General features: G+C 72.1%; 10 protein-coding genes. 5 read left to right on the top strand and 5 right to left on the bottom strand.

From position 1 onward, the window contains the following. Nucleotides 1-5 precede the first annotated feature (5 nt). Nucleotides 6-626 (top strand): DUF1349 domain-containing protein, encoded by a 621-nt coding sequence (locus tag WME90_RS40535; RefSeq protein ID WP_437277446.1) that lies wholly within the window; start codon nucleotides 6-8, stop codon nucleotides 624-626. A 111-nt stretch (nucleotides 627-737) separates the two neighbouring features. Here WME90_RS40535 and WME90_RS40540 read toward each other — a convergent pair whose 3' ends face one another. Continuing rightward, entirely contained in the window at nucleotides 738-1649 is a 912-nt protein-coding gene (locus WME90_RS40540) for a LysR family transcriptional regulator (RefSeq protein ID WP_437277447.1), read from the bottom strand. A 120-nt stretch (nucleotides 1650-1769) separates the two neighbouring features. On the opposite strand from WME90_RS40540, the gene WME90_RS40545 reads away from it, so the two are divergent. Both WME90_RS40545 and WME90_RS40550 read left to right on the top strand, forming a co-directional pair. Continuing rightward, entirely contained in the window at nucleotides 1770-2540 is a 771-nt protein-coding gene (locus WME90_RS40545; RefSeq protein WP_437277448.1) for an SDR family NAD(P)-dependent oxidoreductase, read from the top strand. Between the two features lie 198 nt (nucleotides 2541-2738). Then, nucleotides 2739-4268: a hypothetical protein gene (locus WME90_RS40550; protein ID WP_437277449.1), complete on the top strand. Its 1530-nt coding sequence runs from the start codon at nucleotides 2739-2741 to the stop codon at nucleotides 4266-4268. 70 nt (nucleotides 4269-4338) lie between these two features. Here the strand turns inward: WME90_RS40550 and WME90_RS40555 are convergent, their stop codons facing one another. Next, the gene (locus WME90_RS40555; protein WP_437277450.1) at nucleotides 4339-4812 is read right to left on the bottom strand and encodes a MarR family winged helix-turn-helix transcriptional regulator; all 474 of its coding nucleotides are present in this window, start codon (nucleotides 4810-4812) and stop codon (nucleotides 4339-4341) included. Nucleotides 4813-4973: 161 nt separating this feature from the next. On the opposite strand from WME90_RS40555, the gene WME90_RS40560 reads away from it, so the two are divergent. Together WME90_RS40560 and WME90_RS40565 are read left to right on the top strand one after the other, a co-directional pair. Continuing rightward, the gene (locus tag WME90_RS40560; protein WP_437277451.1) at nucleotides 4974-6140 is read left to right on the top strand and encodes a serine hydrolase domain-containing protein; all 1167 of its coding nucleotides are present in this window, start codon (nucleotides 4974-4976) and stop codon (nucleotides 6138-6140) included. Nucleotides 6141-6408: 268 nt separating this feature from the next. Then, nucleotides 6409-7890, top strand: a complete 1482-nt coding sequence (locus WME90_RS40565; protein ID WP_437277452.1) for a hypothetical protein — start codon at nucleotides 6409-6411, stop codon at nucleotides 7888-7890. Between the two features lie 137 nt (nucleotides 7891-8027). On the opposite strand, the gene WME90_RS40570 is transcribed toward WME90_RS40565, so the two are convergent. The 3 genes from WME90_RS40570 to WME90_RS40580 form a co-directional block, all read right to left on the bottom strand. Further along, on the bottom strand, nucleotides 8028-10319 hold the full coding sequence (locus WME90_RS40570) for a substrate-binding domain-containing protein (RefSeq protein WP_437277453.1): 2292 nt from the start codon (nucleotides 10317-10319) through the stop codon (nucleotides 8028-8030). Nucleotides 10320-10477: 158 nt separating this feature from the next. Then, nucleotides 10478-11401 (bottom strand): response regulator, encoded by a 924-nt coding sequence (locus WME90_RS40575; RefSeq protein ID WP_437277454.1) that lies wholly within the window; start codon nucleotides 11399-11401, stop codon nucleotides 10478-10480. Next, on the bottom strand, nucleotides 11395-14316 hold the full coding sequence (locus tag WME90_RS40580) for a response regulator (protein ID WP_437277455.1): 2922 nt from the start codon (nucleotides 14314-14316) through the stop codon (nucleotides 11395-11397). The genes WME90_RS40575 and WME90_RS40580 overlap by 7 nt, the downstream gene beginning before the upstream one ends. Nucleotides 14317-14511 lie beyond the last annotated feature (195 nt).

Here is a 14511-nt window from a genome sequence, read left to right on the forward strand (position 1 = left end):
GCGTCATGACAGGACAGCTTCTGGAAGAGGGCTTTACCAGGATCGAAATCGACCCGCGGCTCACGTGGCGCAACCCGCCGGCGCGCTGGGCGGTGGAGCCGGCGCGGAGCGCGCTCGTCGTCGAGCCCGGGGCGAAGACGGACTACTGGCAGCGGACGCACTACGGGTTTCGCAACGACAACGGGCCTTTCCTCTTCACCCGCGCAGGCGGCGATTTCGTGATGACCTGCCATGTGCGGTTCCGGCCGGCGCACCAGTACGACCAGGCAGGGCTCATGGTGCGGATCGCGGAGTCGTGCTGGCTGAAGACGTCGGTCGAGTTCGAGCCGGACGGCCCGAGCCGGCTCGGCGCGGTGGTGACGAACGCGGGATACAGCGACTGGTCGACCCAGCCGTTTCCCTCGGATCGCCGCGAGATCTGGCTGCGGATCCGGCGGGAGGGGCCGGATTACCTCGTCGACAGCTCGGACGACGGCGCGGCGTGGACGCAGCTCCGCATGGCCCACCTGCACGAGGACGACGGGGCGCGCGAGGTGGAGTGCGGGCTCTATGCTTGCAGCCCGCTGGGCGAGGGCTTCGTGGCGGAGTTCGATCTGCTCCGGATCGCGCCGGGGCGCGCGGCGTGAGCCCCCGAGCGATCGAGCGAGGGGCCTCGCCGGAGCGCCCGGCCCCCCGGGGAGGGCGCTCAGAGGAGATGAGCGTCGATCGACCCGAACACCCCGCGAGGAGCGCGCGGGTCAGCGGTCGAGCGCCGCGAGGTGCGGAGAGAGGACCTCGGTGATCCAGCTCATCACCGCGCGCACGCGGCGCGGCACGCTCCTGCCGTGCGTGTGGAGGAGCGAGACCGGCATCGGCGCGCAGGTGAGGGAGGGCAAGATCTCGACGAGCTCGCCCGCGGCGAGGCTGGCGAACTTCCCTACCCGCGGCGCCTGGATGATGCCGAGGCCCGCCAGACACGCCGCGAGATAAGCATCAGCGCTGTTGACCGTCACCACGCTGCGCATCGGCCACTCTCGGTAACCGCCGTCGTGCGGGTACTCGAACGACGGCGTGTCGGCGCCGAGCGTCGACGAGTAGTGCACGAGGAGGTGCCGATCGAGATCCTCGATTCGACGAGGCGTACCGTGCTCGCGCAGGTAGGACGGGCTCGCGCAGTTCACCATGCGCAGGGCGCCGAGCTTGCGGCCGACGAGCCCCTCGCCGCCCGGGGCGCCGACGCGCAGGACGCAGTCGAAGCCCTCGCGGAGCGGCTCGACGCGCCGATCGGTCGTGCTGATGAGCACCTCGAGCTCGGGGTGGCGCGCGAGCAGCTCGGGCAGGCGCGGGATGATGACGTCGCGCGCGAAGTTCACCGGCAGATCGATCCGCACGCGGCCGCGCAGGGCCCGCGCCGCCTGGAACATCGCGCCGAGCTCGTCGGCCTCGAGCACGAGGCGCCGCGCCCGCGGAAGGAGCTCTTCCCCGTCCGGCGTGAGGCGGACGACGCGCGTCGACCGCTGGAGGAGCCGGGTGCCGAGCTCGGCCTCGAGGGCCTGCACCCGCAGCGACACGCGCGCCTTGGGCATGCCGAGGTGCTCGCCTGCGCGCGTGAAGCTGCCGAGCTCCGCCACCTTCACGAAGATCTTCAGTGATCCGACGTCGACGGTCATTGTTTCGACTGTCGAAACAGTGTGTCGGAGACGTGGGGCTTCCGCAACCGGGATCGGATCGCTATTCACAGTCGCAGAGACAGCGGCGAGCCGCCGCGTCGCCATCGAAAGGACCGGACCATGAGCACATCCAAGCGTAACCCCGTCGCCCTCGTCACCGGCGGAAGCCGCGGGCTGGGAAAGAGCATGGCGCTCCACCTCGCCGATCATGGCGTGGGCGTCATCATCACCTACCGCGGCGGCGCGGCCGAGGCGGCGGACGTCGTGAAGCAGCTCGAGGCCAAGGGGAGCACGGCGGCGGCCATCGCGCTCGATCTGGGGAGCACCCGCGGATTCGAGGCGTTCGCCGCCGCGGTGAAGGCGGAGCTCGCCGGTCGCTTCGGGCGCGATCGCCTCGATTACCTCGTGAACAACGCCGGCATGGGCGCCCACGCGAGCTTCGCCGAGACGACCGAAGAGCAGTTCGACGCGCTCATGAACGTCCACCTCAAGGGGACGTTCTTCCTCACGCAGAAGCTCCTCCCGCTCATCGCGGACGGAGGGCGGATCCTCAACGTCTCGTCGGGGCTCACGCGGTTCAGCTTCCCCGGGTACTCCGCCTACGCCACGATGAAGGGCGGCGTGGAGGTGCTCACCCGCTACCTGGCGAAGGAGCTCGGGCCGCGGAAGATCGCGGTGAACGTGCTCGCGCCAGGCGCGATCGAGACCGACTTCGGGGGCGGCGCCGTGCGCGACAACGCCGAGCTGAACAAGATGATCGCCGGCCAGACCGCCCTCGGCCGGGTCGGCCTCCCGGACGACATCGGCGGCGCGGTCGCCCTGCTGCTCTCGCCCGAGGGCGGCTGGATCAACGGCCAGCGCATCGAGGCATCGGGCGGCATGATGCTCTGAGGAGCCCTGAGCCCGCGGCAGGTGCGTGGCCGTCGCCGCCAGCACCTGCAACGCGAGCAGGCGACCGACATGAGCATTCCGACACAGAACGGCACAAAGCATCGGGCGTGACAGCGGCTTTTGCGGAGGAGCTCGACTGGCACGCTTGGTGCTGAGTGGCAGCGCATCGCAAGGAGGCGAGCGCTCATGCTCAGGGAGTTGTCTATACACTTCACTCGAATCCTCGGGATCGGCACGCTCGCCGGCCTGTCGCTGACGCTCGGGTGCCACGGCAGCACCAGTGTGCCAGCTGGCACAGGAGGGGCCGGTGGCGCCGGGGGTGAAGGCGGCGCGGGCGGTCAAGGCGGCGCGGGCGGTCAGGGCGGCGCAGGCGGGCAGGGCGGCGCGGGCGGCGCGGGCGGCGGCCCGGAGACGTGCGATTCCCAGCGGGGCGACCACGGCGACGCCTGTCCCGCGGATGCGCCTTGCGCGATCACGCTCGACGTGGAGGTGACGTGCACCGGGTACGACTTTGCAGCGGGCGGGGTGCGGGCCGTTCCGGCGGCGGGCGCGACGTACCTCGTGACGAGCAGCAACGCCCCGACGCGGCTGTTCGAGCTCGACGATGACGGGGCGACGCAACGCGACTTCGACGTGCAGTCCAGCAGCGTGAGCGTGGCGCTCTCGCCGGACGGGAGGGCGTACGCCGCGGCGGATGAGACGGCCGGCGGCCCTGACGGTTATCCCGGCGGTGTGGTGTTCCTGCCGCTCGCCGGAAGCGCGGCCGACAAGCAGATGGTGTTCGATCGCGACGACAAATATGTGCCGGTCCTCGATCTCGCGGTGGACTCCCAGGGCGAGCCGCACATCTGGCTCATCGGGGACGCGCCGGAGAGCTTCGCGCACGCGACGCGCACGTCCGGCGGCGCCTGGGACGTCGCGCCGGCGAGCCGGCCGGCCGACAGCAGTTGGACCCGCTTCGGCCTAGCGCCCGACGGTGCGCCGCTCTCGTTCGGTATAGCCCAAGCGCGCCCCGGGAGCTGGCAGATCGAGGTGCTCGACGGAACCGCGGAGCGGAGCCTCGGCGCTCCGGTCTCCGCGAACTCGCCGCTCCGTTACGAGCCCGTCCCGCCGCCGCAGCCCGCCGCGCAAGCGACGATTCCGCGCTTCGCGGCGGTCGTGCAGCACCCCGACGGGCTGCGGCTGGCGAGCGCCGGCGAGGGCGGCGTCGACGAGGTCGCGATCCCCGGCACAGCGACGCCGACGTACAGCTGTCAGCTCGGCTTCGACCTCCCCGCACCGCCGGGCTGCCCGGCCGAATGCCACGAGGTGACCTCCGGGCTCGAGTGGTGGGCCTTCTCGGCCGCGCGCACGAGCGACGGCGACGTGTGGATCGCATTCCTGATCAGCCACCTCGACTGGACGATCGCCTACGAGCTGCAGAACACCGATCTGCCGATGTGCGTTGGCAACATCGCGGCAGACGCGAGCCGCGGCGAGCTGCGCCTCGTGCGCGTGCCTGCGGCCGGAGGGGCGCCCGAGGTCGCGGTGACGCTGCCGCTCCCCGCGATCGCAGGCGAGAGTCAGTTTAGCGAAGTGTACGATCGGCACCCGCTCGTCGACGTCTCCGCGTTCGGCACGGAGCTCACCGTGGCCATGCGCACTCAGGCGTCACGCGTGGGGCCCTTCACGGCCCGCGTGCTCCGCATCGACACCTCGCTCCTCGGTCCCGCCGCGCCAGGCGACTGAGATGCGCGCAGCACATCGACACCTCGGTCCTCGACTCAGCCGCGCAGCCGCCGGATCGGACCCGGGCGCGCTACGGCTGGCGGAGCCGGCGCGAGGACAGGAGCTCGATCCCCCCCGTGCGCTCCGCGATGCGCTGGAGCGACGCGAGCAGCGCGCCGGCCTGCTCCTCGCCGAGCAGCGCGCGGAGCCGCCTGTTCACCGCCGCGCGCGCGGCGCGCCCTGCCTCGACCGCCGCCCACCCGCGCTCCGTGAGCTCCACGAGCCGGTTGCGCTGGTCGTCCTCGGCGACCCGCCGGCGCACGTAGCCGAGCTCCTCCAGCTCCGCCACCGCCTTCGAGGCGCCCTGCGCCGTGATGCCGAGCCGCTCCGCGAGCTCCCTCACCTTCACCGGCCCCGGGATGAGGTGCTGGAACACGTATCCATGGCTCGGCCGGAGATCTCCGTGACCGGCCCGTTCCACGCGGCGCATCACCTCGTCGCTGCTCGCGGTCGCGATGGCGGCGAACAGCAGCACGAGGTCCTCGTCCGGGCGCGCAGGCTTCACGGCGGGAGCGTGTAACCCGCAACCGAGGTTGCGCAAATGACGTTGACGGCCGCGGGCGGCGGCCCTATTCATCAACCGAGGTTGCGCAACATAGGTTGCGCAGTTCCGGGGTCGGGCCCGGAGGGCCGCGCGGCCCGGAGGAAGGGACGAAGGGACGAGCGATGCACCTCGCGATCCATGGCTCCTGCGACCCGGCGTTCGCGCCCGTGCGCGCGGCGTTCGCCTCGAATTTCGAGCGGTTCCCCGAGCTCGGGGCCGCCGTGTGCGCCGCCGTGCGCGGCCGCGTGGTCGTCGATCTCTGGGCCGGCTTCAGGGACGCGGCGAAGAGCGCGCCGTGGCGCTTCGAGACGATCGTGAACGTCTTCTCGGCGACGAAGGGCGCGGTGGCGCTGTGCGCCCACGCGCTCGCGGAGCGGCGCGCGCTCGACGTGGATGCGCCTGTCGCCGCCGCCTGGCCGGAGTTCGGCGCGGCCGGCAAGGGGCGCGTCGTCGTGGCCCAGCTGCTCGACCACAGCGCCGGCCTGCCGGCGCTCCGCGCCGAGCCGAAGGAGGGCGCGCTCTACGACTGGCAAGCCATGACCGACGCCCTCGCCGCGGAGGAGCCGTTCTGGGAGCCGGGCGCCCGGCACGGCTACCACGCCGTCACGTTCGGCTTCCTCGTGGGCGAGGTGATCCGGCGCGCGAGCGGCCAGCGGGTGGGCGCGTTCCTCCGGGAGGCCGTCGCGGGCCCGCTCGGCCTGGACTTCCACATCGGCACCGGCGCCGAGCACGACGGGCGGATCGCCGAGGTGCCGCCGACCATCGCGAGCCCGAAGGGCCTGGGCGGCGCGTTCGGCGCGAGCTTCCGCGACCCGGCGTCGCTCACCTCGATGGCCTTCACCAGGCCGCGCGACCTCGTGTCGCCGGGCCTCGTCAACACCGCCCGCGCCCGGCGCGCGGAGATCCCCGCGCTGAACGGCCACGCGAACGCGCGCGCCCTCGCGCGGATGTACGGCGCGCTGGCGAACGGCGGGGCCCTCGCCGGCACCGCGCGCGTGCTGTCGCCCCGGGCCATCGAGGCCGCGCTCGTCGAGCGGTCAGCCGGGATCGACGCCGTCCTGCTCGCAGAGAGCCGGTTCTCGCTCGGGTTCATGCTCCCGAGCGCCCTGCGCCCCTTCGGGCGCGGCCCGCGGACCTTCGGCCACCCCGGCGCCGGCGGCGCGCTCGGCTTCGCGGACCCCGACGCGGGGCTCGGATTCGGCTACACGCCGAACCAGACGATCGCGAGCGGCGAGGGCGGCGACCCGCGGTGGCCCGCGCTGGTCGAGGCCGTGTACTCGTGTCTATGAGCGTTGATCCCGCGTCGCCGGAGCGCGCGCCGGCGTCGTGAACGCACGAGTCGCAGCGGCGTCGAGGTGCCCTGAGTCTGCGGCAGACGCGTGGTCGCCGGACCAGCGACTGCAACGGGAGCAGGTGAACACCGCCGGCATTCCTACGCAGAAGGGCACAATCGATCGAGCGTGACGGCGGCTCTTGCGGAGCAGTTCGACTGGCACGTTTGGTGTTAAACTGCAGCGCATCGCAGGGAGGCGAGCGCTCATGCGCAGACGATCGCGGTTGGTCATCCTTCGAATCCTTGGGACCGGTATGCTCGCCGGCCTGTCGCTGACGCTCGGGTGCCAGGGCGAGACGCGCGTGCCAGCCGGCACAGGAGGGGGCGGTGGCGCCGGGGGTGAAGGCGGCGCGGGCGGGCAAGGCGGCGCGGGCGGCGGCCCGGAGACGTGCGCCTCGCAGCGGGGCGACCACGGCGATGCCTGTCCCGCGGACGCGCCTTGCGCGATCACGCTCGACGTGGAGGTGACGTGTACCGCGTTCGACTTTGCAGCGGGCGCGGTGCGGGCCGTGCCGGCGGCGGGAGCGACGTACCTCGTGACGACAAGCAACGCCCCGACGCGGCTGTTCGAGCTCGACGACGATGGGGCGACCCAACGCGACTTCGACGTGCAGTCCAATAGCGTGAGCGTGGCGCTGTCGCCGGACGGGAGGGCGTATGCCGCGGCGGATGAGACGGTCGGCGGCCTCGACGGCTATCCCGGCGGTGTCGTGTTCCTGCCGCTCGGCGGCGGTGCGACCGAGAAGCAGCCGGTGTTCGATCGCGACGACAAATACGTGTCGGTCCTCGATGTCGCGGTGGACTCCCAGGGCGAGCCGCACATCTGGATCATCACGGACGCACCGGAGAGCTACGGGCACGCGACGCGCACGACCGGCGGCGCCTGGGACGTCGCGCCGGCGAGCCGGCCGAGCGGCACCGGTTGGACCCGCTTCGCCCTCGCGCCCGACGGCGCGCCGCTCTCGTTCGGGATGGTCGAAGCGCCCTCCTCGAGCTGGCAGATCAAGGTGCTCGACGGCACAACGGAGCGGCTCCTCGGCGCGCCGGTCTCCGCGACGTTCTCGCTCGATTACGAGCCCGTCCCGCCGCCGCAGCCCGCCGCGCAAGCGACGATTCCGCGCTTCGCGGCGGTCGTGCAGCACCCCGACGGGCTGCGGCTGGCGAGCGCCGGCGAGGGCGATGGCTTCGACGAGGTAGCGATCCCCGGCACCGCGACGCCGACGTACGGCTGCGCGTACGGCGTCGGCGACCCCGCGTCGCCGGGCTGCCCGGCCGACTGCCACGAGGTGACCTCGGGACTCGCGTGGTCGGCCTTCGCGGCCGCGCGCACGAGCGATGGCGACGTGTGGATCGCGGTCGTGCTCAGCCACATCGACTGGACGATCGCCTACGAGGTGCAGAACATCGATCTGCCGACGTGCATCGGCAACATCGCGGCGGACGAGAGCCGCGGCGAGCTGCGCCTCGTGCGCGTGCCCGCCGCCGGAGGGGCGCCCGAGGTCGCGGTGACGCTGCCGCTCCCCGCGATCGCGGGCGAGAGCCAGTTCAGCGAAGTGTACGATCGGCACCCGCTCGTCGATGTCTCCGCGTTCGGCACGGAGCTCACCGTGGCCATGCGCACGCAGGCGTCACGCGTGGGGCCCTACACGGCCCGCGTGCTGCGTATCGACACCTCGCTCCTCAGGCCTGCCGCGCCAGGCGACTGAGGTCGTTCGCGAGCTCGTCACCCACACACACGAAGTCGGGGAACGGAGCGGGCTGTACGTCCGCCGGCTGGGCGAGCGCCTGTACCGATCTCATCAAGGATTGTTCCGAGGCGCGCATCGTCGTTTACGGCGGTCCATCACCGGCGCCGACGTGCACCGGGACCCGTGGCAGGGCGGAGGCCTCCTTCAGTCAGCTCGTGAAGCGCTCCCGCCAGTGACGAGTACGTGGCGAGACTCCCTAGCTCCACGTCCATGAGGCTCCTCGCAATCTCGGGCCGCACGCCGACCAGGACGACGCGCGCGCCGAGCAGGGCGACCGCGCGGCTCGTCTGGCCCAGCACCTGGGCGACCTGGGCGTCCACCGCCGGAACGCCGGTGATATCGAGCAGCACGAAGCGCGCCTCATGCCGGTCGACCCCCTCGACCACGGCCGTGAGCACCTGGAGGGCACGGTCCCGGTCGATCGCGCCGATCAGCGGCACGAGCATCACGCCGGGCAGGAGCGGGATGAGCGGACACCCGAGCTCGCGCACCGTGTCCGAGAGCGTTCGCTCGCTCGCATAGGCTGTCTGGAGCTCCGCGTTCTTCGTCGAGAGCGACTGGACGAGCTCGTCGCGCTCGAGGGCCGCGGGGAGCAGCGACGCCCAGACCCCGACGGTGCCCTCGTCGCCGGTCAGCTCGCGGAGGGTCGGCCCCATGAGCGCGAGGACCCCCCAGTCGCGTCGCGCGGTGCGGATAGGCAGCAGGATCATCATGAGCGCGCCGCTCGCGGCCGAGGGCGGCAGCAGATGCTCAGGTGGAAACGCCTCCAGCCGGTGGCGGCTGCCGATCGGGGGCGTCGCGCTGCCGTCGCGGCCATAGGCGCCGGCGACGACGAGCGTCTTCGCGTCCTCCCAGAGCGCAAGGCAGGCCCAGATCGCGCTCGTCTTTGCGAGCCATGAGAGCGACAGGGACTCCTGCTGAGAGCCGCTGAGCAGCGCGAGGCCCACGTCGTGATTGGACCGCACGAGCATCCCGAGCTGCGCAACGAACTCGGCCTCGACGCTGAGCCGCGCCCGAGCGATCGAGAGGTGCGCGCCGTCCAGGAACGCCTCGACCCGCTGCGCGGACGCCGCATCTCCACCCAGCCGCTCGCGGCGCCGCTCGTGGGACCGGCGGAGCAGGCGCACGAGCGCCATCAAGGTGCCCAGATCGGACGAGATGCGGACGGCTTGATGGTAGGCGCGCTCCAGCGCCTTCGCCGGAGGGGGCGCGGCGCCCTCGATCGCCGCCTCATACGCTTCGAGCACCAGGGCGACCCCCGGCCATACCGCGGTAGGCGACGTATCGGGCGTCAAGGGTCGGGGCGCGAGGAGCAGCTCGACCATCCGTCGATCCAGGTCGCCGCCGGCCTGCTCGCCCGGCGCCTCGTCCTCGCCGAGGAAGCTCTGGAGCACATCACATCCGCACGAGATCCGCGGGATCAAGGTGTTTGGCGTGAGCACGAGCTCTGGCGGGGCGGTCTCGCCGGCGATCATCGAGACGACGAGCTCGCACGCGGCGCTCCCCAGCATCTCGAAATGCTGGCGCACGGTGGCCAGCGGCGGGTCGGATGTTTGGGCCTCCGGCACATCGTCGAAGCCGACGATCGCCAGCTCCTCGGGGATGCGGACGCCCGCCGCCTTCAGCGACGGCATCATTCCGATCGCGTTCTTGTCCGTCCCGAAGACCGCCGCCGTACACGCATTCCGCCGCGCGAGCAGCTGCGGAGCAGCCTTCTCGCCGCCGGGATACCAGTTGTCGTCGGTGCGGATGACCAGCTCCGGATCGAACGGTATCCCCGCCTCGGCGAGCGTCTCTCTGTAGGCGTCGAAGCGCTCGCGCACATCGGACTCGTGGAAGCAGCCGACGAACGCGATGCGCCGGTGCCCGTGGTCGATGAGATGGCGCACCACGCTCCGGATCCCGCTGTGGTTGTCCGGGATCACGGAAGGGCAGTTGCCCTTGTGGACATGGGTGCCGACGACGACGAGCGGGATCCGCTCGGCAGCGAGCTGCTCGATGCCGTCCACCCCGATCACGACGATCCACCCGTCCACCTGCTCTCTGGCGAGCGAAGGGGCCTGGAGCGAGGCAGGCGTGCCGCGCATCACCAGCGTCCGACAACCGTGCTGCCGCGCCGTCTCGTGGATGCCCGCCAGGACCGGGTTCCAGAACGAGCCGTCCAGGTAGGGGGAGATGACGCCGACGGTAGCCCCGCGCGGCGTCCCATGGGCGCCTGTTCCGCGGAGGGGAGGATCCGCGAGGCGACTCGCATCGCCCGTCGAGCGGCCGGCACCTGCTCCCGTGGCCTGCTGTCCGGCCGCGCTATCTCCGTGTAGCGAGCCGTCGGATTTGCCGCGCCGCTGCTCCGGCAGCTCGACTTCACTTCCCCTGCTGTCCTGAACCATCACCCGGCTCTCCCTGCTCCCCCGACCCACGGCCGCGCTCAGGGGCTCCAGACCGTTCGGAGGCGTTGAGCCCGAGCTGCGCGACCTGCCGAGAGCTGCCGGAACCTTCTGCGCATTCCGACACCTCCTGAAAAAGCGATGGGCGGCCCGCGCCCGCCTCAGCCGCCGTCCTCGCCCGGCTCGCCGCCGGTCCCCGGCGAGCGACTCCGCATCACCATGCGGATCTCGTTGCCCTTCTCGTTGTGCCGCACCTCGTCCATGAAGGTGCGGATCAGCATCAGGCCGCGGCCGCTCGGCTTGTCCAGGTTGGCGAGGTCGGTCGGGTCCGGCAGGTTGCGCGGGTCGAAGCCGGGCCCCTCGTCGCGCACCACGTACGTCGCCTCGGTCCGCGTCTCCCGCGCCACGACGTGCACGCGCCGATCCCGGTAGGGGCTCTCCGTCCGGCGACGCTCGACGAGCGCGGAGAAGGCGCTCGGCTCCTCGTCGAGCAGCTTCGAGCTGACCTCGAGGTTGCCGTGCACGATGGCGTTCACGAGCGCCTCGCGCAGCGCCACCGCGACCTGGATCCGGCCCGTCTCGTCGCACAGCCGCATCCGGCCGAGGCTCTGCTCGACGTGGCCCACCAGCGCGGGGACCTTCGCCACGTCGTTGTCGAGCTCGAAATGGGACTCCGTCGCCGTCAGGCACGAGAGCAGCTGCTGCTCCCGCCGATCGAGCCGCGCCACCGCGAGGACGTTCTCGACCGTGTTCACGAGCTCCGCCGCGAGGCTCCGCTTCGCCACGTAGCTCGCGGCGCCGCGCCGCAGCGCCTGCACCGCGATCTCCTCGCTGCCGTGCGCCGTCATCAGGATCACCGGTAGGTACGGGTGCTCGCGGCGGATCGCCTCGACCAGCTCCAGTCCGTCCATCTCGGGCATCTGGAGATCGGTGAGCACGATCTCGGGCATCGACTTGGCGATCGTCTGGAGCGCCTCGACGCCGTTCTCGGCGTACACGGGCTCCATCCCGGCGCGCTTCTTGAGCAGGCTCCCGGAGAGGCGCCGATCCATCGGGGAGTCGTCCACCACGAGCACCCTCACCATCGCGTCACCTCGCTATCAGAGCGCCGCTCGCCCTGCACCGGCTGCCCCGGATCCGCCGGCGCGCCCTCGCGCACGAACGCGGCGAGCTCGGGGAGCAGGCGCTCTATCTGCGCCCGCAGCGCGAACTGCGCCTCGGCCAGGCTGCCGAGCTCGTTCGCGCGCGCCATCTTCTCCAGCGCGAAGGAGGCCTCGTACGCGCCCCGCGCGCCGAAGCTGTCGACCCCGCCCTTCAGGCTGTGCGCGGCCCGCTGGAGCTTGCGAGCGTCGCCGGCGGCCACCGCGTCGTCGATGTCGCCCATCCAGCGCGGGCACTCCTCCAGGAAGACCTCGGCGAGCTCGCGCAAGAGGTCGGCGTCGCCGCCCGTCCGCTCCAGCGCCTTTGTGCGATCGAACATCGGCCGGGACGTGATCGAGGAGGGCGAAGACTGCACGCGCTCCTCCGATCGGGTGCTCGGCGGCCCGCTGTCGAACGTCGACGAGGGCGCCGACGCGTACGAGCTCGGCGCGCCGAGCGACATGCGCGCCGGGTCCTCGATCTCCAGGGCGGCGGGCCCGGCCGCGAGCCGGTCGATCATGTCGTAGAGCTCCTCGACCTGCACCGGCTTCGACACGTAGCCGTCGAAGCCCGCCCGGAGGCAGCGCTCGCGGTCGCCCTTCATCGCGTACGCGGTCACGACGATGAGCGGCATGTGCCCGCCCTCGCGCCGCTCGCGGGCGCGGACGACCCGCGCGGCCTGGAGGCCGTCCATCTCGGGCATCTCCACGTCGAGCAGGGCCACGTCGTACTGCCCGCTCGCGATCTTTTCGGCGGCGAGGCGGCCGTTCTCGACGATGTGCACGTGGTGGCCCTGCCGCTCCAGCCAGCGGCGCATCAGCTTCTGGTTGATCGCGTTGTCCTCGGCGACGAGCACGCGCAGGCCTCGGACGCGCGGCCCGGGCGCGGCGCGGCGCGGGTCGGCCGACCGGAGCGAGGTCCGCGTCGGGATGCCGAAGGCGTGGAACACGGCCTCCTGGAGGTGGGACGTCTTCACGGGCTTCGTGACCATCGCGAAGACGCCGAGATCGCGGCAGCGCGCGGCGTCCGCCTGCGCGGACGTCGAGCTGAGCATCATCAGGGTGCGCCCCTTCAGGATCTCGCGCTTCCGGCAGTGATCGACCACGGCGAAGCCGTCGACCTTGGGCATGCGGGCGTCGATGATGGCGAGGCCGAACGAGGTGCTCGGCCCGACCGCGTTGCCCCCCGGCTTGCCCCAGGGCAGCGCCCAGACGCCCGAGTCCTCCGAGAGCGCCGCGATCGCCGCCGCCCCCGAGTCGACGGGGACCGCCTTCATCCCCCAGCCCTCGATGGTGTCCGCGAGGATGCGCCGCGCGGTCGCGTTGTCGTCCGCGATGAGGATCTTCGTGCCGAGGAGGTCCTTCGGGATCTCGAGGCGGCGCGACCGCGCGGCGCCCTCGAGCGCCCGGAGCTGGAGGGTGAAGTGGAACGTGCTGCCCTTGCCGAGCTCGCTCTCGATCCAGATCTTGCCGCCCATCATCTCGACGAGGCGGGCGCAGATCGTGAGGCCGAGCCCCGTGCCGCCGTACTTGCGGGTGGTCGAGCCGTCCGCCTGGGCGAACGCGTCGAAGACGACCCGCTGCTTCTCCGGGGCGATCCCGATGCCGGTGTCGATGACGCTGACGCGGAGCACCACGGCGTCGCCGAGCGCCTCGCCCGCGTAGAGGCTCGGCGCGCCCTGGCTGTCCGCGCAGGCCTCCTCCTCGGCCGTGAGGGGCGCGCGCGAGTCGACCTGGGCGCGGACGACGACCTCGCCGACGTCGGTGAACTTCACCGCGTTGCTCACAAGGTTCACGAGGACCTGGCGCAGGCGCAGCGGATCGCCGACGAGCGCCTCGGGCACGTCGGGGCCGACGTCGTAGGCGAGCTCGAGCCGCTTCTCGTGGGCGCGGAGCGCGAGCGTCTTCACGGCGTCGCCGATGATCTCGCTCGGGTCGAAGACGACGGGCTCCATCTCGAGCTTGCCGGCCTCGATCTTCGAGAAATCGAGGACATCGTTGATGATGGAGAGCAGCGCGTCGGCCGAGATCTTGACCATCTCGAGGTACTCGCGCTGCTCCTGGGTGAGCTCGGTCTGGAGCGCGAGCGACGTCATGCCGATGATGCCGTTCATCGGGGTGCGGATCTCGTGGCTCACGCTGGCGAGGAACTCGCTCTTCGCGCGGCTCGCCGCCTCGGCGGCCTCCTTGGCCTGCTGGAGCTCGGCCTCGACCGCCTGGCGCTGCATGAGCAGGGCGCGCAGGCTCGCCGAGTGCTCGCGCTCGTTCTCGAGCGAGGCCTCGCCCATGGCGTCCGCGCGGCGCTTGGCGATGCTCGCCATGACGGCCATGGCGGGCGTGGTGACGGCGAAGACGACGACCCGGAGGAGGTTGTCCTCCTTGTACGAGAACGGCACCCCGTCCTCGGAGAAGTAGAGCGCGAAGTACACGCACGAGATGAGCGCGGTGACGATGCCACCCCAGAGGCCGCCGCTGAACGCCGCGAAGACGATGATCATCGAGAGGATCGCGGGCGGGTTCGGGATGTTCCAGTCGAGGGCGGCCTCGAGCGTGGCGACCGCGACGATGACGAGCAGCGCGAGCAGGGGGCCGAGCAGCGGGAGCACGACCTTCTCCCACGAGGGCCGGCTGAGGCGCCGCTGCCGCACGGAGGGGACCGGCAGGAACGTGCCGCGGCCGTCGGCGTCGCCGCCCAGCGACGGGCGGAGCTCGCCGCCCAACGATGGACGGGGCTCGCCGCCCAGCGACGGGCGGGGCTCGCCGCCCTGCGAGGGACGGGGCTCGCCGCCCAGCGACGGACGCGCGTCCGCGGGGGCGGTCCCCGGCGCAGCGGCTGGCGGGGGATCCTCGGCCTTCGGCATGGCTTTATGGAGATAGCGGGGTCGCGATCGGGCGTCCACGGCCGCGAGGGTGGGTCACACCGACGGGAGGGCCGAGGCGCCGACGGCGACCCAGGGAGGACGCCGCTCGACCCCGAGCACCGCGACGCCGGGCGGCGCGGGTCGCGTCGGCGGACCCGGCGCTGCCAGCCTGAGCCGCCGGCGCGCGGCGGCCGG

Source organism: Sorangium sp. So ce375 (assembly GCF_051473855.1).
Classification (GTDB): Bacteria; Myxococcota_A; Polyangia; order Polyangiales; family Polyangiaceae; genus Sorangium.